This is a genomic window from Zhenhengia yiwuensis (assembly GCF_014384995.1).
GTDB classification, from domain to species: domain Bacteria; phylum Bacillota; class Clostridia; order Lachnospirales; family Cellulosilyticaceae; genus Zhenhengia; species Zhenhengia yiwuensis.
Genome location: NZ_JACRSY010000011.1, coordinates 90,690 through 112,904 on the forward strand (window position 1 = coordinate 90,690; position 22,215 = coordinate 112,904).

The 22,215-nt window shown below is 35.8% G+C and carries 17 protein-coding genes; 5 read left to right on the forward strand and 12 right to left on the reverse strand.

Features of this window, described 5'->3' with window-relative positions:
- Window positions 1–164 precede the first annotated feature (164 nt).
- Complete coding sequence (locus H8718_RS08570) at window positions 165–3,674, reverse strand: TIM-barrel domain-containing protein (RefSeq protein WP_249332585.1); 3,510 nt, start codon at window positions 3,672–3,674, stop codon at window positions 165–167.
- Between the two features lie 29 nt (window positions 3,675–3,703).
- Window positions 3,704–4,993, reverse strand: coding sequence for a Gfo/Idh/MocA family protein (locus H8718_RS08575; protein ID WP_249332586.1), 1,290 nt, complete (start codon window positions 4,991–4,993; stop codon window positions 3,704–3,706).
- 172 nt (window positions 4,994–5,165) lie between these two features.
- On the opposite strand from H8718_RS08575, the gene H8718_RS08580 reads away from it, so the two are divergent.
- Window positions 5,166–6,086 carry a helix-turn-helix domain-containing protein gene (locus tag H8718_RS08580; RefSeq protein ID WP_249332587.1) on the forward strand — a complete coding sequence of 307 codons (921 nt, stop codon included), beginning with the start codon at window positions 5,166–5,168 and terminating at the stop codon, window positions 6,084–6,086.
- A 169-nt stretch (window positions 6,087–6,255) separates the two neighbouring features.
- On the opposite strand, the gene H8718_RS08585 is transcribed toward H8718_RS08580, so the two are convergent.
- From H8718_RS08585 to H8718_RS08595, 3 genes are all read right to left on the reverse strand, one after another.
- Window positions 6,256–7,644, reverse strand: a complete 1,389-nt coding sequence (locus H8718_RS08585) for a phosphodiester glycosidase family protein (protein ID WP_249332588.1) — start codon at window positions 7,642–7,644, stop codon at window positions 6,256–6,258.
- A 63-nt stretch (window positions 7,645–7,707) separates the two neighbouring features.
- Window positions 7,708–7,986 (reverse strand): helix-turn-helix domain-containing protein, encoded by a 279-nt coding sequence (locus H8718_RS08590; protein WP_249332589.1) that lies wholly within the window; start codon window positions 7,984–7,986, stop codon window positions 7,708–7,710.
- Between the two features lie 347 nt (window positions 7,987–8,333).
- Window positions 8,334–8,969: a hypothetical protein gene (locus H8718_RS08595; RefSeq protein WP_177671618.1), complete on the reverse strand. Its 636-nt coding sequence runs from the start codon at window positions 8,967–8,969 to the stop codon at window positions 8,334–8,336.
- A gap of 282 nt (window positions 8,970–9,251) precedes the next feature.
- Here H8718_RS08595 and H8718_RS20955 point away from each other — a divergent pair, with 282 nt between their 5' ends.
- The gene (locus H8718_RS20955; RefSeq protein WP_249332590.1) at window positions 9,252–9,611 is read left to right on the forward strand and encodes a DUF454 family protein; all 360 of its coding nucleotides are present in this window, start codon (window positions 9,252–9,254) and stop codon (window positions 9,609–9,611) included.
- A 44-nt stretch (window positions 9,612–9,655) separates the two neighbouring features.
- Window positions 9,656–9,949, forward strand: coding sequence for a nitrous oxide-stimulated promoter family protein (locus H8718_RS08605; protein ID WP_249332591.1), 294 nt, complete (start codon window positions 9,656–9,658; stop codon window positions 9,947–9,949).
- Window positions 9,950–10,621: 672 nt separating this feature from the next.
- On the opposite strand, the gene H8718_RS08610 is transcribed toward H8718_RS08605, so the two are convergent.
- The 3 genes from H8718_RS08610 to H8718_RS08620 all read right to left on the reverse strand — a co-directional run bounded on the left by H8718_RS08610 (window position 10,622) and on the right by H8718_RS08620 (window position 14,552).
- On the reverse strand, window positions 10,622–10,900 hold the full coding sequence (locus H8718_RS08610) for a GNAT family N-acetyltransferase (RefSeq protein WP_249332592.1): 279 nt from the start codon (window positions 10,898–10,900) through the stop codon (window positions 10,622–10,624).
- 108 nt (window positions 10,901–11,008) lie between these two features.
- Complete coding sequence (locus H8718_RS08615; protein ID WP_249332593.1) at window positions 11,009–12,826, reverse strand: ABC transporter ATP-binding protein; 1,818 nt, start codon at window positions 12,824–12,826, stop codon at window positions 11,009–11,011.
- 1 nt (window position 12,827) lies between these two features.
- Entirely contained in the window at window positions 12,828–14,552 is a 1,725-nt protein-coding gene (locus H8718_RS08620; protein WP_249332594.1) for an ABC transporter ATP-binding protein, read from the reverse strand.
- A 209-nt stretch (window positions 14,553–14,761) separates the two neighbouring features.
- Here H8718_RS08620 and bsh point away from each other — a divergent pair, with 209 nt between their 5' ends.
- Together bsh and H8718_RS08630 are read left to right on the forward strand one after the other, a co-directional pair.
- Window positions 14,762–15,751: a choloylglycine hydrolase gene (gene bsh / locus H8718_RS08625; protein WP_249332595.1), complete on the forward strand. Its 990-nt coding sequence runs from the start codon at window positions 14,762–14,764 to the stop codon at window positions 15,749–15,751.
- 11 nt (window positions 15,752–15,762) lie between these two features.
- On the forward strand, window positions 15,763–17,034 hold the full coding sequence (locus H8718_RS08630) for a conjugated bile salt MFS transporter (RefSeq protein ID WP_249332596.1): 1,272 nt from the start codon (window positions 15,763–15,765) through the stop codon (window positions 17,032–17,034).
- A gap of 132 nt (window positions 17,035–17,166) precedes the next feature.
- Here H8718_RS08630 and H8718_RS08635 read toward each other — a convergent pair whose 3' ends face one another.
- From H8718_RS08635 to sdaAB, 4 genes are all read right to left on the reverse strand, one after another.
- Complete coding sequence (locus H8718_RS08635; RefSeq protein WP_249332597.1) at window positions 17,167–18,522, reverse strand: MATE family efflux transporter; 1,356 nt, start codon at window positions 18,520–18,522, stop codon at window positions 17,167–17,169.
- Window positions 18,523–18,730: 208 nt separating this feature from the next.
- Window positions 18,731–19,765 (reverse strand): PTS sugar transporter subunit IIC, encoded by a 1,035-nt coding sequence (locus tag H8718_RS08640; RefSeq protein ID WP_177671624.1) that lies wholly within the window; start codon window positions 19,763–19,765, stop codon window positions 18,731–18,733.
- Window positions 19,766–19,798: 33 nt separating this feature from the next.
- Entirely contained in the window at window positions 19,799–20,680 is an 882-nt protein-coding gene (gene sdaAA / locus H8718_RS08645) for an L-serine ammonia-lyase, iron-sulfur-dependent, subunit alpha (protein ID WP_249332598.1), read from the reverse strand.
- Complete coding sequence (gene sdaAB, locus H8718_RS08650; RefSeq protein ID WP_249332599.1) at window positions 20,667–21,359, reverse strand: L-serine ammonia-lyase, iron-sulfur-dependent subunit beta; 693 nt, start codon at window positions 21,357–21,359, stop codon at window positions 20,667–20,669. Before sdaAB ends, sdaAA begins: the two co-directional genes overlap by 14 nt.
- Window positions 21,360–22,215 lie beyond the last annotated feature (856 nt).

The window sequence follows — 22,215 nt, forward strand, 5'->3', positions numbered from 1 at the left end:
TATTTGAGTAATCGCATATTATATAAAATATTATAGAATATACCCTACTCTTTTTCAATCTTCCTATCTTACTCTAAAAATATGCTTTCATTCACTATTATATTTACTCACTACTTTTAAAAATAAAAAATAGACCTGTTAAACCAGGTCTATTTTCAATAAGCTTAATATTTTAAGTTTGGCCCTACCAAAAGTGTACTCACTCCACTTAAATCTACCACCCCATCTACTTTAGCTACTAAGCTAAAGGTTGCAAGGATACCATCTTCTTGGAGTAACATGCCATTTCCTTTATTACTAAAAGCCACAACCAATCTTGTTTTTTCATCTTCTTTTAGAGCTGATGCATTAATCATATGTTCTGTTAAGGCAGATGAGCTTGCAATCACTTCTTTCTTACATCTTCTACCTAAGCAGTTTCTATGGTCATAGCGATTGGTATCCAGTGTAAGTACCGCTTCAAAGGCATAGACATCTTGTAGGTCTTTCCCCACTACTTGTACAGTAAAAGTCTCTCCTGCTTTAACGTAGTCTACATTTGTAACCAAGGTAATTTCGCCCTTTGCCTCTTCATCCTGTACTTCTAATCCACCATCTAATTGACTCGCTACAAGACTTAAATCATACACATCAATACGTCCATTATAATTCACGTCACATTTAGAAACATAATCCCAGTCATTATCACCATAAGCTACACCCATATAGTTGGTTACAAAAGTTAAATCATTTTCATCCACTTTGCCACCTCCTGTATAATCCCCAATCTGAACAGCTTCTGTTCCTTCTACTTTATAGGGTTTAAAGTGGATAGCATTGGCATAGTTTTGATTACCCTCTAAAGCTTCTATCTTAACATGCTTTGCCACTATTTCTTTAAATTCTACCAAATGTGGTGCATCTTGGTCTGGCCAAATACCTTCTTTCACTAAGGTTTTGTAATGGCGTCCATCTTGGCTAATAGCTAAATTATATTTTGTAATATTGCCTTTGGTACCTTTTCCTCTAGATTGGTATTCAAACTTATTAAGTTTATACGCCTCTTTAAAATGCATTTCATAAATAACTGGTAAGTCACCTTCTCCTTCTGACTTAGAAAGCCACATGGAATTATCATCTCTATTAACTGCTTTGGTTGCATCGTATCCTGGACGCTCACTAGTTGCACTAACTTCCATCTGTTCTCCTGCAATGACATTTTTAAGATGAGATTCTAAAGTTGTAAGTACCACTTCATGACTCCAACTGGATGTTCCCTTTGTATTACGTGCTCTTACCTGATAAGTATATGAAGTGGTGCATTCCAAGTCTCTATGTAAAAATGGATTAGATACATTTTCAAAGAGGATGCCATTTATTTTCAAGTCGTATGCAGTAGCTTCTGCTGTCTCTTCCCAGCCTATCTGAATACTTAAATCTTCAATTGTAATACCTTTAAGCCCCAGTGGTATTTGTGGAATAGCCTCATGCCTAACAGGCTGCTCTCTTTGATCATTATGGATATCTATGACTTCTATAGCTAATGCTTGTCGCACTGACCAAGCTGCTGTTTTAATATAAATGACACCGCCTGCTTCAGCTGAATCAAAATAAACCACATTACCAGATCTTACCTCATAAGCTTCCCTTGTATCTACTTCTATCCAGTTTTCTTCTGCCAAAGCCTCTATGCCCTTAATCGCTTTAGGCGATACTTTTGAATGGATTTTAAATTCATAACATCTTACTTCTTCCATACCTTCATAATGTCCCTCAGCCGGAGCAATATGAATTGTTACATTACCTCTACCACCTTTTGGAGCTGTAACTTTAATTTTAGTTAAAGCATGAGCACCTTCTTTATATGCTTGTGTACAACCATCATCTTCATACATTTCAAATCTACTTGTTCCATAAGGATAAATATCTAACGTTAATGGATGAGCTTCATTTGGCAACTTATCCCCATCAAATCTGCCTAATGGGTACATAGGAATAATAGCGCCATTCTTCACAAAGAGTGGTAATTTCTCAAGAGGTGCCTCAAAAGAGTTAATCACTCTTCCACCTCTATATTGCTCACCTGTAAAGTAATCAATCCAGATCTGATCAGCATCTGGCAAATAAATATTGTCTCTTATGGTAGCCTCTTCATAGACAGGTGCTACTAAAAACCAATCTCCTAACATAAATTGATGCTGTGTGTCTTTGGTTAAAGTATAAACATCTTCGGGATATTGCCATAACATAGCACGCACAATAGGACTTCCTGTCTTGTAGCTTTCATAAGCATAGCTATACATATAAGGTGCAAGACGTAATTTTAAATTAAGATACTTCCTATTATAAGTTGTATAAGGCTCTCCCCATACCCAAGGTTGTTTATCACGAGGTGCCCAGCCTGACATATTAATGAGAATAGGTGTGAAACATTTCCACTGCAAATCTCTTACTTGGGTCTCAGCAGAACCTGCAAAAATAGCATCTATATCAGAGCCGCAGTAAGCATGTCCTGATAAGCCTGCTCCTATGTAAGTTGGGATATGCATACGAATATATTCCCAGTTACCAAATTGGTCACCACTCCATACTGCAGCATATCTTTGGCTACCTGCCCATCCACAACAGGTCCATACGTAACCACGGTCTTTGCTGTTGTTTTCAATCCCTTCATAACATACTTTAACAGCATCTAAACCAAACTCATACCCAGGCCCCACCCATGCTACGTCTGTTTTTACTACACGAGAACCAAACTCCGAAACCTCTTTAGCAATTTTATCTACACTATTTTCTGTCCATAAGCCTACTTTGAAACCTAACTTTTCCGCTTCATTAATAAATCCTTTAAGATCTGTATAGCCACATCCATAGCCATCATTAGGCAGCATCCATCCACGAGGCATATCATGTTCTTCATAAGCTTTAGCTACCTTCAAAGCATCCATGGTTTCTTTATAGCAATTGGCATCCCCTGGCATAAGTCCCCATCTTGGAATAAGAGGCGCTCTACCTGTTAGCTCCGTATAAACTGAAAGTACTTCATGTAGCCCTTCTCCAAAGCAATAGAAAGTATCTAGCTTCCCTTCTTCATGAGTAATCACAGTCTGCTCTTTAAAATCATAGTGTCCGTTTGTAAAAGTATTCCTAAATTGTCCATAGCCCTTTGTACTCATGTAAAAAGGTGCTGGATTAGAAACAGATCCCTTATTCCAATGGGAAATTTTAAGTTCAATATCTATAGTTTTATTTTTATGTGAGAAGTAACCATTTTGTACGCCACCACCATAAAAATATTCCTGGCTGTCCCCTTTAAAAGTCTGTGTAATTGTATCTTCTGTATAAGTAATAGGCTCATCCTCTGCAAAAATAAGAGTCTGCCCATCCTTTTTATAAGCCTCTAATCTAAAAGCTCTTTTATAAAGATGTAAAATGACTTCCTGACTTGCCACCTTGTAATAATCCTTAAACTCTTCTACTACCACTTGAGGTACCCCATACTGCGTTTTGAACCCTTCTTCATCTTTAGCAATGATTTTGCCCTGCGTGTCATCTGTAAAAGCCCCAGTTAGGTCTAATCTAAAACGTATTAAATCCTCTTTCCAAAAGACCAGCTCTCCCTTTTCTTTTTCAAACCCTAAATGAATCTTGTTACCTACTTGGTATAAACTTTTTATTTTTCCAACCTGGCTCATTGCGCATCCCCTTTAACTTATTTTATGGTTTAAGCATTTCTTAAAGTGTCTAAGTTAATACATTCACCACCTGCTAATCTGGACTGCTCTGCAGCTAATGCAATGTAATGACTTTCTACAGAGTTTTCTACAGAGGTAATAGCACTTGTAGGTTGTTTACCTTCACTAATCATTTCTATAAACTCTTTCACAATTCTTAAGTCACCACCACCGTGACCTGAAAGGTTTTTAGCAAGTTTGGAAATATCAATCACTTCTGGTTTCTTGCCAAAGACTTTGATTTCTAGAGTATTCTTTAGCATATCTGCTACAATCTCACCTTTAGTACCCATAAGCTTTGCATAGCGTGAATTATCATATGTAAGGCCGCACATTGTAAAGCTCATAGTTGTGCCATCTGTCATTTCTAGGTTTACCACTTGATGGTCTACTACATTATTATTGCAGTGGTACACACACTTTCCATATGGTCCATTTTGAATAGCTTCTGTAATGGTTTCAAGTGTAGGATGAAGGGCCAATACTTCAAGTGGCCAACCTGTATAGCCAGTCTTTACACCCATTCTTTCATGTTCAATATAGATTTTTTCTGCATCAAAAGGACAGTTCTCTTTAGCTTTACAGCCATCTAAGCAGCGTTTTGCAGCTCCTTCAGGCGCATTTTCTTCTTTAAAAAGATAAGTGCTCCCAAAAGAAGATACACTCTTGCAAGTTTTGCCTGTAAGCCATAAGTATAAATCCATATCATGACAGCATTTTTGAAGGATCATCGGACTGGTTTCATTAGAATTGCTCCAGTTTCCCCTTACAAAGCTGTGTGCTTGATGCCAGTAGCCTACATTTTCAATAGCCATGACCGATACAATATCTCCAATAGTTCCTTCATCAAGAATTTCTTTTAACTTTGTATAGAAAGGTGTATATCTTAAAACATGGCATACAACCACTTTGCGATCACATTCTTTGGCTACCTTTACAATTTCACGGCATTCATCTAAGTCCGGTGAAATAGGCTTTTCAAGTAAAAGGTCATAGCCTTTTCTTAAAGCTGGAATAGCCTGAGCCACATGTTGTCTATCTTGTGTAGTAATAAACATTACATCTGCTAATTTGTCTTGTGCAATAAGCTCTTCTGCACTGCTAAAACATTTTTCAGGGGCAACATTATAGTTTTTAGCTACTTCTTCTACTTTAGCAGGGTCAATATCTGCTATCGCTACAATTTCCATTTCTTCAGGAAATAATTTTGTTACTGGTGCGTAAGCATCTTTCCCCCTATTTCCAAGCCCCGCTAATGCTATAGTTAACTTTTTACCCATCTCTCTTTTCTCCTTCTCTAAAATAATTTTGAAATTACTTTTTATATAGGTATTATAGTTAAATTTAATTTACTAAAACATATTTGATAATCCATTATATTTACACAATCGTCCGATATTTTATGTTATACTTTTCTCAATCGTCTTATTTTTATTTTAAGGAGGCTTATTGATGACTTATATTAGCACCAAACTTAGGCAACCTATTCGTATCACTGACATTATCACTATTCACTACTTTGAATATATGAAAAACTTCTATTTCCCTGGGGAGTCTCATAATTTTTGGGAAATGCTTTGTGTCGATAAAGGTGAAGTGGAAGTTCAAACAGACCATAAAACTTATACACTGAAGCGAGGTCAAATGATTTTTCATAAACCTATGGAATTTCACGCTATTAAGGCCTTAGGTAAAGCCGCACCTAATCTAATTGCTATTTCTTTTAAATCTCCATCAACACAGATGTCCTTTTTTAATAACAAAGTTTTTTCTTTAAATACAGTAGAAAAAATACTTATTTCTAAAATTATTTCAGAGGCTAAGTCTGCCTTTTCAACACCTCTTAATGTACCTTCCATCGAACAGGTAGAACGCTCAGACACAGCCTTATTTGGAGCTGAACAATTAATTAAAATTTATTTAGAGGAGTTATTAATAGCTCTTATAAGAAAAGAAACTCATACCCCTCCTCTCAAACATGCACCTTTTTCAAAGACTTCTAAGGCAAATACCTTTGAGTCTATTACAAATTATTTAGAGGCCCATATTTGTGAAATGCTCACTGTAGAAACTATTTGTAATGATAATTTAATCAGCCGCTCCTGCTTACAATCTTTATTTCATGAGAGAGCCAATAGGGGTGTCATAGATTACTTTCATAATCTTAAAATTAATCTAGCTAAACAACTCATTAGAGAAGGCAACCTGAATTTTACACAAATTGCTGACTTTCTCTCTTATAGCTCTATTGGGCACTTCTCTAATCAGTTTAAGAAGTTTACACAAATGTCTCCTTCTGAATATGCTTCATCGATTAAGCTGCTATCCGAGAATACCGCAAATAGCTTTTCACAGATTTTCGTTTCTGAATAATTTTTCTATACCTTCTTTAAATGTGATTACATACAAAAAGAAAGCTTAGCCTGATTCTACTTGACTGAGCTTTCTCATAACTTATTCCTTTGATCGCACATATAAAAACCTTAAAATGCAGTCTATATTTTTATAGCATTTTAAGGTTTTCGTGCTTTACGTGCTCTATTTACTTTTGAGTAAAAACAATACTATTATTGACTTTACGACCTGGGCTCGTCTGATAAGTTCCATTATAATATAATCCCGAAGAGGCTCCACCATCTAAGCACATAGCATTTTGTAAGCCTAGTGCTTTTGCAATTTCTTTCAGCTCACTAATACTTGCTGATGTTGTGCCGACTATCACTTTTCCGTCTGCTGTTGTGCCTATGAAGCTTCTAGATGCCACTTGCGTAAGAATCTTTGCTTCTGTAAAACCTTCTTCTTTTGGTGCTGGGGTAGAGTTGCCATTAATAAGCAAGCTTGGTCCTGCACTTAAAGCATTTTGTACCTTATTCCATTCATCCTCACTTGTATGGCTAGGTTCAAAGGTTACTTCATAGCGAATGGCATCTCCTATATTAAAGCTATTTGCTCTATCCTCTCTCATAACTAATACAAAGCCATCTTGAGGTACTTGTACAGATTGTGTAACCTTCTTGGCAATCTCATTATTACTGCATACAACCCCTATATAACCTGGCTCTAGTTTAATAGTACTGCCATATTCCGGTGTATAAATAACCGTTGCACTGGCATCCCCAGTTGGTCTATTGATGCGATAGGTGAGCCATCTTGGTTCATCATTCACATAACCTTGAACTCTTGTTTTAACAAAATCTATTAAAACCTCATTGTCAGATGTGAAACCTATGGTACAACCGATGTCTGTAATATGTAGAGGTTTACCATCTTTGACAAGTGTACCATCTGGATAAGGCGTATCTCCATTGTAGGCTGCAAAATAAGTTCCATTAATAGCTACTTTCCCTGCTTTACCTAGATTTTTCAGGTCATCTACTTGATTAATCTTACCTCCAGCTGTTTGAATACGCGGCACAATGCTGGCATTATTCATATCAATCGTTACATATTTAACCGTTTTACCTTTAATAGTCTTACTTTCATATTTAAAAGCTTGTCCAGATGAATTAGATTTCTGAGGTGTAGGCTTTTTTACTAAAGTCCATTGCTTCTCAAGATCTCCTAACGAAACGGAAACTACCCCTTCATTATAACCAACGTTAGCACCAAGTGCTTCCCCTATAAACCTGAGCGGTACATAAGTTGTTCCCTCTATCATTTCAGGCGCTGCATCTAAACTTACTTTTTCCCCATTAATACTTGCTTCACGGCAATTAGGCTTTAATTCTACTACTTTATCCCCCAATGTAATTGCTATTTTTTGACTAGCCTTATCAAAGCTAACCTTTGCTTTTAATTCTTCACTTACTAATCGAAGTGGAATTAAAGTGGTTTGATTCACAGATACACTTTCAAGTGACGCACCATATACAAGCTGACTCATGCATACAGTTGTAAATATAAATGGAAATACTTTTTTAAATCGTTTCATCCCTAACTCTCCTTTATACCTTTATCTTTCTTCTTTAAATATTTGTTTTTATTCGAAATTATTTTAACACAAATCAATTATTTTATCTAAAATAAAAAAAGAAACCTCAGCTGAATGCCCCTCAACTAAGATTTCGTCTATAGATGTATTAAATAATTTACTTAATGCAAACAAGTTATCTATCGATGGTAAACATTGTCCCCACTGCCACTTATAAATGGCTTGAGGTCCTTCAAATCCAAAATACACTTGTAAGTCCTTTACAGATAATCCATTTAGCTTTCTAAGCCTTAAAATATTAGCCCCTGTGGCTTGTACATCAATTATTGGAAATGTGTTCATTGCCTACCTCCTAAAAAACTAATACTTTATTATAGCTTATCTCTAAATCACTTGCAACTTATGAAAATAAAATATTGCAGCTATACAGCCATGGGAAAAATCCAGCAGTAATAAGTCAACCTGACAAAACCTCTTTCATGGATTTAATCGATAATTGAGTATTAAATGCTAAGCATTAATCCAAAAAGAACATTGAACATTAGACACTAAGCACTCAGCATTAAACACTAAACATTTAAGTGCAATTTGCCCCTTGGCATCCAATAGATCTATGATCTTGTTCTTCCATAATAACCCTTATGGAGGGGACTTAATTGAGGATTTACGTATAACTGCAATAAATTAGATTAAACGTTGATTTCAATCATAGTCACACTATTAGAAATCTGCAATACTGTATCAACTTCTGATTCAAAGTTTTCAATCTCATCTTTCATGGTTTTAATAAGTTTTTGGACTTCTAAAGCATCTACTAAACCATATTCATTAGCCTGACGGTAAGGCTGTGCTATGGCATCATGACTTGCCTGAGTGATTTTTTCTTTTCCTTCCTTACCATATGCTGTATTGAGAAGTTGTTCAATACTATCATCTACTCTAGCATTTTCTCTAGCTACACGATCCGCTGCCACGATGTACTCATCATTTAACTTTTCTAGTAAAGTCTTTTCATATTCAATAGCACTTTTTTTATCAATAGCTTCAGCTACAGTCATACGTTTACCTGCTACCTCTACTACTGTAATAGCATTAGACTGAATGATAGCTGCCTTAATGGCATTTCTTCTTTTAATTAAATCTACAATAGATTGATAATCTGCCTTCGCATTAGCCTTAAAGGCTTCCTTAGTCATCTTTCCATTAATATTAGGTACAGAAACTTTTGCTGCGCCTACAAATTCACCTTCTTCTATCTTACGATGAATACGGCTATCTAATAACTTTAATTCATTTAAACCTTTTGTCACCAACATTTTTTCCATCTCTCTATCCTCCAATACCTTACTACTACGCCATGCATCTATTCATAAGTTTATTGTAAGGGATATTTAAATATGTTGCATTAAACCTGTAGTTTAAATTTATCTCCGTTTTATAGTGATAATTATTTTCATTTATACTTTACTTTTTCTCTTTTTTACTCTATTCTATTAGAGTACTTTTTATTTTGATATTATTTATCAATATCAAATACATATTACCACAGAATTAATTTTAAGATTTAAAATATACTCAATAACTATTTCAGAAAGGATATTCTATTTATGTCTAAAGTTTTCTATATTATTATAGGTACTTTTTCTCTAATCTTAGGAATCATTGGCGTTCTATTACCAATTTTACCAACTACCCCATTTCTATTACTTACCTCTTTTTGCTTTGCAAAAGGATCTACTAAGTTTCACCAATGGTTTATCCATACAAAGCTTTATCAGAAACATCTTGATAGCTTTATAACAAACCGTTCAATGCTTTTAAAAACAAAGATATGTACATTAGCTTTTGCCTCTACTATGTTACTTTTTCCACTTATAATCCTAGATAATATGTTCATGAGGCTATTCATCATTTTTCTATACCTTTTTAAATACTATTATTTTATATTTAGGATTAAAACTATCTAAATGAAAATTTAACTTTTTATCTTTATGAAGGGAGTATCTCATCCGTGAACCGTATCGAAACTGAAAAACAAGTTGTCACTCATATGATTGAAATTTACTGCAAAAAACAGCATTCTAGTTCTGCCCTCTGTCCTGAATGCTCTGCTTTAAAAGACTATGCTCTTAAACGTCTTTCTCATTGTAAGCATGGTGAAAATAAGACCTTCTGTAGTCAATGCACAACTCACTGCTATGCCCCTAAGTATAAAGAACAGATTAAAAAAGTGATGAAGTTTAGCGGTCCTAGAATATTTTTTGTACATCCTATTCTTGTTATTAAACATATGCTAAAAAAATAAGCAGAATAAAAACTGCATGGTATTATTCCCATACAGTTTTTATTCTGCTTTATATCTCCATGCTCTCATTTTACACATAAAAAGCCGAGCCCCATGCAGCTCCCCCTTAAAATAACTGCATAGACTCGGCTTTTTATATGTGGCAAAGTTAATTAGCTTAATTTTCATAAGCCATATAGGCTTAAGGTTTGAAAGGGAAACGCTTTTCTTTAGGCACTCGCTCGTTACTGTGATGGGTATTGTCCGTAACTGCCGTTTACAGGGATGCCAATGCATATATAAAGGCCCAGGTGGGAGGTAGCACCAAGTGACGTAGAGAACTGCTGCTAGATAGGCGTGCACTTCCAGGTACTTTTGCCAGAAGGCTTAATGAAAGATAAGCACTATAGAAGTTGAAGCTTATAGGCCTTGCTGCCACGACATAGGCCTAAAGGGCTGTAAGCTAAGGAGCCTTCATTACTGGAAGAGGGGACCAGCAGCTAAGCTGTTAGCTTACGAGGTGTAAAATGCTTCTATTACCTAGGATGTGTTTTGCATTTTACATATACTATATAGTCCTATGTAGTGAAAATTCTTCAATTTTTCCAAAAAAATTTTAGATTTTTTATAATGTGCATCTAAACCTTTTGCTTTAATCTACAGTTTATCAACTCATTTAATTTCCCATTTGCTTTATGAGTTAACTTTTATTTGTTTCCATTCATCCTCAAGGATAGCCATTAAAATATCATCAGCAAACTCTTTTCCATTCCAAATAGCATCACGCAATACTCCCTCATGTTTAAAACCTGCTGACTGGTATGCTTTTTCAGCAGAAGGATTAAACGAAAATACATCTAATTCCAAACGATGAAGTTTTAATTTTTCAAAGGCAAAATCTCGTGTTGCTTTTATGGCCCATGATCCAATTCCTCTACCTCGTTCAGCTGGGTGGAAAATATGCTTCTGCATCTTCTACTTGTGCAAGCCTTAGGACAAAACCATCTTTTGTCCATGTTTGATTTATTTTATTCATTATGTATGCCTCCAAATTCTTGTTTCTGAAACTACTAGAGTCACTTAAGCAAACTGAGCCTCATAAAGAGAACAATAGAATCCTCTCTGCTCCATGAGACTTTCATGTGTTCCCTGCTCTACCACTTCTCCATCCTTAACGACTAAAATCGTATCCGCATTTTGAATGGTAGAAAGACGATGGGCAATGACAAAGCAAGTTTTATTCTCCATAAGTTTTCTCATAGCCTGCCCTATTTGCAATTCTGTTCTTGTATCTACGTTAGAAGTTGCCTCATCTAAGATGAGCATAGGTGCCTCTAATAACATAGCTCTCGCAATAGTTAGAAGTTGTTTCTGCCCTTTGGAAATATTAGAACCTTCATCGCTAATCACGGTATCATATCCTTGTGGTAGCCTCTGAATAAAGGAATGGATTTTAACAGCTTTGGCTGCTGCAATCACTTCTTCTCTTGTTGCGCCTTCTTTACCATAAGCTAGATTGTCATAAATCGTACCATGGAATAACCAGGTTTCCTGTAGTACCATGGCAAATGATTTTCTAAGACTCTCGCGCGTTAAGTCTTTACTCGGATGATCATCCACTAAAATATTACCACTCTGAATATCATAGAAACGCATTAAGAGGTTAATAAGTGTCGTCTTTCCTGCCCCAGTCGGACCTACGATAGCAATGAGTTTGCCTGGTTCCACCTTTAAGGACAGGTCATGGATAATGGTTCTTCCCTCTTCATATCCAAACTGAACATGACTAAGCTCTACCTTTCCTTGTACTTGTTCCTTACTTCCAAGTACAATAGCCTGCTCCCCATCTTCTATCTCATTCATCTCATCAAGCAAACTAAAGATTCTTTCTGCCGCCGCTAGAGATGACTGCAGTTCGCTCACAATATTAGCCGCCTCATTAATAGGTCCAGAAAACTTTCTGGAGTACAGGATGAAAGAAGAGATATTGCCAATTGTCATTTTCCCCGCTAAGAACAGCATAGCTCCAAATACGCTAATTAGGGATAAAGACAAGTTATTGATAAAGTTAACACATGGTCCTGTCATCGCCCCATAGTATTCTGCTCGGTAATAGGCATCCACCGCCTCTTCATTTTTCTTACGGAACTTAGCCAATACATTTTCCTCTTGTGTATAGGCTTTTAAAGTCTTCTGCCCTGATACCATTTCCTCTGTAAAGCCATTAAGTAACCCAAGTTTTGCTGAACGATCTCTAAAGAGTGGTCTTGTCTTAGTTGTAATAAACTTTGTAATCCCTATAGATAAAGGCACTGTAAAACAAAAGACTAATACTAAGCTCTTAGAAATCACCAGCATCATAGAAAGTGCTCCTGTTACTGTAATCAGCGTGGTCACAATCTGAATCAGATCACTTGATAACGACCCATTAATGGTATCAATATCATAAGTAATTCGGCTAATAATATCCCCCGTCTGTCTCGTATCAAAATACCCTACTGGTAGTTTTAAAAGCTTATCAAATACATCTTTTCTCATACGCTTTACTACCTTTTTACTAATGGTAATCATTAAGATGGATAACCAATAAGAAAGCAAACTTGACACCAGGTAAAATGCCACCATCCAAGCCGCATAATAAAATACTTTTTCAAACTGCACCTTGCCTACTCCTACTATGGCATCTACTGCATACCCTGAAAGCATAGGCCCAATAAGTGCTAATAGATTACTTCCCACTGTTAATATAAAAGCTACGAGCAGTAACCATTTGTATTGCATAAGGTAAAGGGTTAGCCTAAGAAGTGTTGCTTTTTTATTTATTGCGCGATTACTAGCTTTCTGCCCTTTGATATTTTTACCTGCAGCTAACTCTCCCACAAATCCACGTTGGCTCATCTTAAGCTACACCTCCCATCTGCGACGCACTAATCTGTCTGTAAGACTCACACTGCGCAAGTAGCTCCTCATGTCTACCATAACCAATCATTCTACCCTCTTCTAGCACAATAATGTGGTCTGCTTGCATTACAGAGCTGACTCTTTGAGCTACAATAATCTTGGTTGTCTTCTTAAAGTGCATATTAAGTTCCTGGCGCAACATAGCATCTGTCTGATAGTCTAGTGCGCTGGAGGAATCATCTAGGACTAGAATCTCTGGATGGGCAGCTAAAGCTCTTGCGATAAGAATTCTCTGCTTCTGTCCACCACTTAGATTAGCCCCCTTAATATCTAAGGCTTCCTCTAAATTATTGGTTTTCTGATCCACAAATTCCTTGGCTCTTGCATAAAGCAAGGCTTCTTCTATTTCCTCTTCACTTAAATCTCTTCCTAGATTAACATTTTCCAAAATAGTATCTTCAAAAATCATGTCATTTTGAAAAACTACACCAAATTTACTTCTTAGTTCTTGCAAAGGAATACTTTTAATATCTCTACCATTTATTAAAATACGTCCTTGCTTCACATCATAAAAACGTAGGAGTAAGCTCACAATAGTGCTTTTTCCTGCACCTGTTCCTCCTAAGATTCCTAAGGTTTCTCCCTGCTTCACTTCAAAACTAATATCCTTCAGGTCATCTTCCTCACCTTTATTATAAGTAAATGAAACATTCTCAAATACTACATGATATTTTTGTTCATCTGCATAAGTGTTTAGAGCTTCTACTACTTCCATATCATCTTCTAACTCTAAAATCGTATCAATACGGTTAGCTGAGGCAATTGCTTTTGAAAGAATGACAAACATCTTGGATATAGAAATCATAGCATTTAGGATAATTGTAAAGTAAGTCATGAAGGCTAAGATTTTTCCCACTTCACTTAATCCACTATTTACTCTAAAAGCGCCTACAATTAATACGCCTACTAAGGCTAAGTTCATAATGACACTTACACTAGGATCAATAACAGCCATGAGCATTCCGGCTTTCTGCTCTTCTCCTACTACCTCATGATTAATGTTTTCAAAGCGATTCCTTTCATAATCCTCTTTAGACAAAGCCTTGATAACACGAATGCCACTAATATCTTCCCTAACAATCCTCACAAAACGGTCAATGGACTGTTGTAACTTAGTGTACATTGGAATACTTCTTTGTGATACCTTAATCATAATCCATGCTAAAAACGGTAAAGTAATAATAAGCACACAAGCTAACACTGGATCTAATGTTAATGTTACAAAGATTCCACCTATTAAAAGAATCGGCGCTCTTACCCCTAAACGTTGTATTCTCCCTATCATTTGATGCACATTATATGTATCCGTTGTAAGCCTTGACATGATTGAAGGCTTAGTATAAGTATCCATATAAGAATCCGATAAGTACATAACCTTTTCAAATAAATCATTTCTAATATGCTCTGTTGTATCTCTTGCCACCTTAGATGCCATTCTATTGGCAATGACATTAAACGATACGGCTAAAAAGGAGCAAACAATCATCATAAGTCCCCATAGATAAATCTGTCCCTTGTCTTTAATAGGGATGATTGTATCGATCATATAAGCTAAAATCCAAGGTAAACAAAGGTCCATAATAGAACCCACAAACTTAATCATAAACCCTATACTCATACGAAAATAATAAGGTTTTAAATAATAGGTTAATATTTTTTGCATAGCTGCCTCCCTTCCTTAACTGCTATTATATTATTGTTCTCACGTTTACTATTTTAACATAGTTAAGAATTTAGTTCCAAATTTTACTCTATTCATTTGTTCCTCAAGCAAAAGTTATAGCTTACACTTAAGATTTAAAGAAATAACATATTATTACTTTCTCTAGTAAATACTATCTTTAAAATATGATTTATATTTGGAGGATATATATGTGTACAGCTCTAACACTACAAACTCAAGATGGCTATAATCTATTTGGAAGAAATATGGATATCGAATTCTCTTTTAGTCAATCTATTCTTCTTATCCCAAGAAATTTTAACTATACAGACAACATAACAGGTAAAACTCAAAAATCTAAATACGCTATTATAGGTATGGGGACACTACTAGGCACCTACCCTGCGTTAGCTGATGGTCTAAATGAAAAGGGACTGGCCTGCGCTGGATTAAATTTCCCGGGTTATGTCCATTATGAAGAAAATGTCCTAGAGGACAAAATTAACTTAGCTCCTTATGATGTCATCTTTTGGATACTTAATAATTTTGATTCTATAGAGGCATTAAAAAAAGAACTCCCTCATATTAATATTGTCAAAAAACCTTTTAATGAATCTACACCTTTACCAACACTTCATTGGATTGTAGTAGATAAAAAAGGAGCATGTATTGTTATCGAAAAAACGAAAGAAAAATTAAGTATTTATGATAATGCCATTGGTGTTTTATCGAACGCTCCTACCTTTGATTGGCATATGACTAACCTTAGACAATATATAAATGTGGACCCTCATCAACCTATTGCTACCTCTTGGAATAATCAGGAATTAGCTCCTCTAGGGCAAGGTTTAGGTTCTTTTGGCCTCCCTGGAGATTTTTCTACGGTATCTCGTTTTGTAAGGATAGCCTTTTTAAAGTCTAAAATTGGCAATCCTATCAACGAACTTAATGGTATCAGCGAATTTTTCCATATGCTTAATAATGTATCTATGGTAACCGGCTCCGTTATTACACCACAAGAAAAAAATGATATTACGCTTTATACTTCCTGTATGTCTCAGCAAAAAGGAGTCTATTATTATACCACCTATAATAATAGTAGAATAAATGCCATTGATATGAATAAGGAAGACTTAGATGGAGATCAGGTTAAAGTCTTTCCATACTTAGATACTCAAGATATCAATTATCAAAACTAAGGAGTTTAACTATGGATTATAATCAGTCTAATATAGCATCACCAAATCGTAATATTAAAAAAGCTTACTTTATTGTATTTGTATGTATGATTATGCAAGCAATCCCTTTTGGGGTTGCTCAAAATATACAACCCTTATTTATCCCTTATGTTACTAGTAAATTTGGGTTTTCACTCGCTTCCTTCTCTTTAATCTTTACCTTTGGTGCCATTGCCTCTGCAATATGTTCACCTTTTTTAGGTAAATTATATGGGAAAGTAAATATTAAATTTTTATTTTTAATAGGCGTTATCTTATCCTCTCTTGGATTTATGGGTTTTAGCTTTGCTCGTAAACTTTATCAATTTGATATTTTATCTGCTGTATCTCAGGTCGGATGTATTATGTTTTCAGGATTAGGTGTTCCTTTTATTATTAGCCACTGGTTCCCCAATAACGGTAAAGGTAAAGCCTTAGGTATTGCTTTTTCAGGTGGTTCTATTGGGAATGTATTCTTACAACCTATCACTTCTCACCTACTCGCTGCATCAGGTCCTAGTACGAGCTATATTATATTTGGTCTACTTTCATTAATTGTAGGTATTCCTTTAGTTATATTCTTCATTCGACTACCAAGAGATCAGGAAGTTATTAACCCAAGTCATACCTCAAATGCTCAAGAAAATACTACGATTAAAGGCTATGAGGGCACAGGTGCAGAAGCTGTTAGAAAAAATATATATTTTTGGCTATTTTCCATCGGATATGCTATTATTGCTATTCCAATCGCCGCATTAAGTACCCAATATGCCACTTATTTTAAAAGCGCCCTAAATCTACAACCTTCTTTAATAGGAATATTAGGCTCAACCTTTGCTCTATTCTGTTTACTTGGAAATGTAGTGGGAGGCACCCTATTTGATAAATTAGGCTCATTAAAAACAATGGCTATTTCTGCAATACTCATTATTATAGCTATTGTATCTTTACTCTTGTCTGCTCATTTCCATTATATATCCTTTTTATTCTCGATCTCATATGGTTTAAATGTTTATTCCTATATGTCTGGGCCTGCATTTATGTCTAGTGATGTGTTTGGGAGAAAAGAATCTAGTGTAACCCTTGGTACTATTAGCTTACTATTTGCTTTAGGCTTTGCATTTGGAAGTTCATTATTTGGACTTATTGTTGACCACTTTCAATTTACTGTTGCTTGGATTACCATGTTAATTTGTGTCGTAATAGGCTATGCCCTTTTACTGATTTCAATTATGAAATATAAAAAGCAAACTCTGCACACCTAAAACACCAAACCTAGTGTCCTCATTTCGAAAATTTAGTATATTTACCAAACTAAAAGAACCCACGAATTTTATTGCCTAAAATTCGTGGGTTCTAATCATAAAGGTGAGTTATATCTTGTAATTGTCTCAGTATTAGTTTGTAGCGGGCTCTTTAGCCATTTCCCGTTCTACTTTACGCATCTTAATAAAGTAGACAATTATAAGTGGTGTAAAGGCTGCAATCCATGCTGATGGGTCTGCTAAACAGATTCCTGTAAAGCCAATAAGTGCTGGTAAAGTATAGGCAACCACTGCACGTGCCACTAACTCAAACACACCTGCCATCATAGGGATAAAGGACTGTCCCATAGCTTGAAGTGCATTTCGGTAAACAAAAATAAGTCCTAAAGGTATAAAGAATATACCCGCATAGTTTAAGACTTGGGTTGAATAGCTAATAACTTCTGGGCTAGGATTTTCAAGGAAAAATCCTACAAGGTATTTTCCAAAAAGGAATAGCACACTGCTTGACAATATACTTGTAGCAATAGATATACATGTTATGGTTCGAACCCCTTCTCGAATACGATGGTATAATCCTGCTCCTAGATTTTGTCCTACAAATGTAGCAGTGGATACCCCATAGGTTACTAAAGGTTGCATCACTAACTGAATGACTTTGGATGCTGCCGTATAAGCTGCCATTACACTTGATCCAAAAATATTAATGGCACTTTGAAGGGTCATAACCCCCATTGCTGTGATTGAAAACTGCAATGCCATAGGAAGGCCAATGTGAAAATGTGTACGGTAGTAACTTGCTGGCACTTTAAAATCTTCTTTTTTAAGTCTTAGAATTTGGAACTTCTTATAACTATAAACAATACATAGTACAGCAGCTAATCCTTGGGCAATATTGGTAGCATAAGCTGCCCCTGCTACTCCCATATTAAAGTTGATAATAAATACTAAGTCTAAAACTATATTCACTATAGAAGCTATAATAAGGAAATATAATGGTGTTTTACTATCCCCTAGTGCACGCAAAATCCCTGCAGACATATTATAAAACGCTTGAGTAAAAATCCCCGCATAGATAATCCCAATATATGTACTGGCATACTGAAATACATTCTCAGGTGTATTCATAAGCTTTAAAAGTGGTGTTTTTAAAATAAGCATCACCATTGTTACCACAAAGGTTACAATTACAGTCAAGGTAATATTACTCGCAATTGCTTTCCTAACACCTTTCTCATCTTTTGCTCCAAACCGTTGAGCAACCATAACAGAGAATCCACTGGTAAGCCCTAATAAAAAACCATTGACCAAAAAGAACATAGATCCTGTCGAACCTACTGCTGCTAATGCCTCTTCTCCTAAAAATTTCCCTACGATAATGGTATCCACCATACTGTAAAGTTGCTGAAAGATATTTCCAATAAGTAATGGGATTGAAAACCATATAAATAACTTAAAAGGTTTTCCTTGTGTCATATCATTTGTCATATTCATACTCTCCTTACTTTTTTAAACCATCCTTCATTATAGCCCATTCCTTATCTTTTGGCGATATAAATATGCTTTAAATTTTTATACAAATTTCTTATTAAGCATACCTATTTCATTTCTTTTATTCTAAAATAACGTTGCTAACAAAAAGGAACCTACAGTAAAAGTAAGTTCCTTTTTATGCCAAAACTTATTTGAATTATATTTAAACAGCTTGTGAATCTTCTTCACCTCTAATTTCAGCTGCTGTACGAATTTTATAGTTTTTAAAGATTTTGTAGCCTAGAAAACCACTAAAGATACTTACGATTATACAACCTGTAGCAGCAATTAAAACTTGAACAGGAGGATTGTAAGCGAACATCACTGCAAATCCAGCGATAGGTGTTGCTGTACCAGGAGTCATATTTGTAAGTCCCATAAGAGCAACGATAATACCACTTAGTGCACCACCCATGAAGTTAGTCACATAAACAGGAATAGGATTAGCACTAATTAAGTCTGCTTGTGTTAAAGGTTCGATAGCTACTGCAATTGTATCTTTTTTACTTCCAAACTTCATTTTTTTAAAGAACACGAAGTTTAAGAATGAAGAACCAAATACAGCAAGGGCACCAATTGCCATAGGTACACCTGTAAGGCCTAACATGGCTGTAAGTGCCATTGAACTTAGAGGGGCAGTAGCTACTACAGTGATGATCCCACCAAGGATAATACCCATAAGAATTGGACTAGCAGTAGTAGATGAAAGAAGCACTTGTCCGATATTTAATAAAGTTGCATCTACAATAGGTGACATGATTGTAGCAATTAAACGTGTTAATGGTGCTGCAATAACAATGATTACAATAAGGTCTAAACCAGCAGGGATTTTTTTCTCAAAGAACTTAATCACATATGAAATTAAGTAACCCGCAATGAAACCAGGTAGTATACCGAATCCAGAACAAGTTAAGCCTACTAACACAGCATATGCAGGTGAAACACCCAGCGCTAAAGGTACAAGAATACCAGCAGCTACACCACCTAAGCTACCATTAGCAGCACCTACACCTTGTAGGAAAGTAATATTGAGTACATCTCCAAAGAAAGCTGCATGAAAAGCCTCAACCAAGAAGCTAGCACAAGCCGCATTAGCAAGTGCGCCCATTGCTTTCATACCATTTGGTGCTTTGTAACTAAAGAGTGTAAAGAGTCCAAGTACAAGAAGTAAAAGAATCGTTCCGATTAGAATTTGCATAATTTAAGCCTCCACAATGATGTCAAAAGGATTTTAGTTTGAGCCAAATACTTGATTTTTAAGTTTGATACCAGTAGGGGTAATAGCAATACCACCTAAAGCTGTTTCTCTTAATTCTGCAGGTAGAGAAGTACCGACTTTGTACATAGCAGCAAGTGCATCATCAAATGGAATTTTAGAGTCCACGCCAGCCATCACTAAGTCTACTGTAGCAAGAGCACTAATGGCACCAGAGATATTTCTCTTCGCACAAGGAATTTCTACAAGACCTGCTACCGGGTCGCACACAAGACCTAATACATTTTTGAAGATGATAGCAGCCGCATCTAAACTCATTTTAGGTGTACCACCCATCATTTCTACAACAGCAGCCGCTGCCATAGCAGCACCAGAACCGCATTCTGCTTGGCAACCACCTTCAGCCCCCGAGAAAGTAGCATTCATACCAATAATCATCCCTACAGCGCTTGCAGCGAATAAGCACTGAATCAGCTCTTCATCTGTTTTGTGAAGCTGCTCACCTGCTGTTAGTACTACAGCTGGCAAGATACCACAAGAACCTGCTGTTGGGCAAGCTACTATTTTACCCATAGAACCATTTACCTCCGCTGAGGAGAGTGCCATAGCCATAGCTTTTACTACACCCTCTCCCATCAGAGATTTGCCTGATTTTAAATACTGTTCTAAACGATAAGCATCTCCACCAATAAGCCCACTTAAAGAATAAACTTCTTTCTCACGGCCTAAAGTTGCACCTTCTCTCATGGCATCAAGTGTTAATTGCATGTGAGCAAATAAGCCTTCACGCGTTACACCTTTATCTTCAACTTCCCTTGCAATAGCATATTCACTAAGTGAAATATGATGTTCCTTACAGATTTCCATAAGTTCAAGTCCAGATTTAGCAATTTTCATTAGAGTCCCTCCCTGCTTGGTTAATAACAATAACACGATTGATTCCTTCAACTTGCTTAATGCTTTGTATGATGTGATCAGGTACAGCATGATCTACTTCAAAAGTCATGGTAGCACCCATTCCTTTTTGGCTTCTTACGAGCTTCATAAAGGCTATATTAATCTTTTCTTCATAGAATAAAGCAGATATTTTAGCTACTGTTCCCGGAATATCATCATGACAGGTAATAATTGTCGGATATTCACCTGTAATTTGAACTTTGTTACCGTTGATTTCGTTAATTTCAACTAGTCCGCCACCAATAGAAGAGCCCAATACTTCCCATTTTATACCTTCGTTATCAGTGATTAAAAATTTAACCGTATTAGGGTGAACTTGACCTAAATCAGCAGGAACGAAATCTACTTTAATCCCTTGAACCTCTGCTAGTGCTAGTGCATCTTTAAGGCGAGGATCGTCAGGGTTCATGCCTAATATCCCAGCAACAAGTGCTCTATCTGTACCGTGGCCTTTATAGGTTTCTCTAAAAGAACCATGTAAAAGGAAAGTAACTTCTTGAATAGGTTTATTAACTATTGTTTTTACGATCTTCCCAAGTCTAGCTGCTCCTGCTGTGTGTGAGGAGGAGGGACCAATCATAATTGGGCCTAAAACGTCGAAAACTCCAATATTCGCCATATAAAACATCCCTTCTTAGTAAATTATTTTAAATATAGGTGTGTTTGTTAATAATTAGATTATAAAGCAGGGGGTAGGGGTATGTACAGTTTTTACAACCATATTCCATAATTTACATATCACAAGTATACATACTATATAAACTAGCAGGGTTATTTTTGAACAAATTAAACATAATAGACAAATTACGATAGAAATCCGATAAATTTTTATCAGTATCATTGGAGGTTTTGTAAAAAATAAAGGCTAGAACCAAAATCCTAGCCCGAATAACTATTTACTTTAGAAAGTATTATGTTCATCCTATAAGAATATCAACTCAATTAATATCTATTCTAAATATCACCATATTTTTCCACAAAATCCTTATTGACTAAAAATAAGAGGCAAACTTATAGGCCACCTCTATGCAGCTCCCATAAAATTAGGAAGGTCATTAAGCTATATCCACTTAATGAATTTGTATTCCTATGAATAGTAATCTCATTAGCCCAACACAATCATATAGCAGTGCACTAGAGTTCTAATTTAAAATAGGATATTCATGTAGCTTTTATAGATAGTAAATACCAGCGTTGTATTGTTTATCAAATCCGTAGTACCTTAGTGAACTAGCCATTATGTATGAGGCAAGGTTTCCACAGTAAAGTAATAAGTTTAACTACAAAAATATTCTCTGAGGAAGGATCCTTGTCATGCACTTTTAGGTTAAATATATTCAAGTAAAAGATGATCACTGAATATTACGGGCTCAAAAATCCACCCTTTCACTTATAGATACCACTAATTCGTCACAATGATACCATCTTCAAAATTAAGATGTTTCATATAATAAAACCACTGATTCACGCTTGAA

What these genes read in the sequence shown, in the direction of transcription:
- H8718_RS08580 (WP_249332587.1), top strand. Translation starts at nt 5,166, where the DNA reads ATGACTTATATTAGCACCAAACTTAGGCAACCTATTCGTATCACTGAC.
- H8718_RS08630 (WP_249332596.1), top strand. Translation starts at nt 15,763, where the DNA reads ATGGATTATAATCAGTCTAATATAGCATCACCAAATCGTAATATTAAA.
- H8718_RS08590 (WP_249332589.1), bottom strand. Translation starts at nt 7,986, where the DNA reads ATGAACACATTTCCAATAATTGATGTACAAGCCACAGGGGCTAATATT.
- H8718_RS08610 (WP_249332592.1), bottom strand. Translation starts at nt 10,900, where the DNA reads ATGCAGAAGCATATTTTCCACCCAGCTGAACGAGGTAGAGGAATTGGA.
- H8718_RS08635 (WP_249332597.1), bottom strand. Translation starts at nt 18,522, where the DNA reads ATGACAAATGATATGACACAAGGAAAACCTTTTAAGTTATTTATATGG.
- H8718_RS08575 (WP_249332586.1), bottom strand. Translation starts at nt 4,993, where the DNA reads ATGGGTAAAAAGTTAACTATAGCATTAGCGGGGCTTGGAAATAGGGGG.
- H8718_RS20955 (WP_249332590.1), top strand. Translation starts at nt 9,252, where the DNA reads ATGTCTAAAGTTTTCTATATTATTATAGGTACTTTTTCTCTAATCTTA.
- H8718_RS08585 (WP_249332588.1), bottom strand. Translation starts at nt 7,644, where the DNA reads ATGAAACGATTTAAAAAAGTATTTCCATTTATATTTACAACTGTATGC.
- bsh (WP_249332595.1), top strand. Translation starts at nt 14,762, where the DNA reads ATGTGTACAGCTCTAACACTACAAACTCAAGATGGCTATAATCTATTT.
- H8718_RS08570 (WP_249332585.1), bottom strand. Translation starts at nt 3,674, where the DNA reads ATGAGCCAGGTTGGAAAAATAAAAAGTTTATACCAAGTAGGTAACAAG.
- sdaAB (WP_249332599.1), bottom strand. Translation starts at nt 21,359, where the DNA reads ATGGCGAATATTGGAGTTTTCGACGTTTTAGGCCCAATTATGATTGGT.
- H8718_RS08615 (WP_249332593.1), bottom strand. Translation starts at nt 12,826, where the DNA reads ATGAGCCAACGTGGATTTGTGGGAGAGTTAGCTGCAGGTAAAAATATC.
- sdaAA (WP_249332598.1), bottom strand. Translation starts at nt 20,680, where the DNA reads ATGAAAATTGCTAAATCTGGACTTGAACTTATGGAAATCTGTAAGGAA.
- H8718_RS08595 (WP_177671618.1), bottom strand. Translation starts at nt 8,969, where the DNA reads ATGGAAAAAATGTTGGTGACAAAAGGTTTAAATGAATTAAAGTTATTA.
- H8718_RS08620 (WP_249332594.1), bottom strand. Translation starts at nt 14,552, where the DNA reads ATGCAAAAAATATTAACCTATTATTTAAAACCTTATTATTTTCGTATG.
- H8718_RS08640 (WP_177671624.1), bottom strand. Translation starts at nt 19,765, where the DNA reads ATGCAAATTCTAATCGGAACGATTCTTTTACTTCTTGTACTTGGACTC.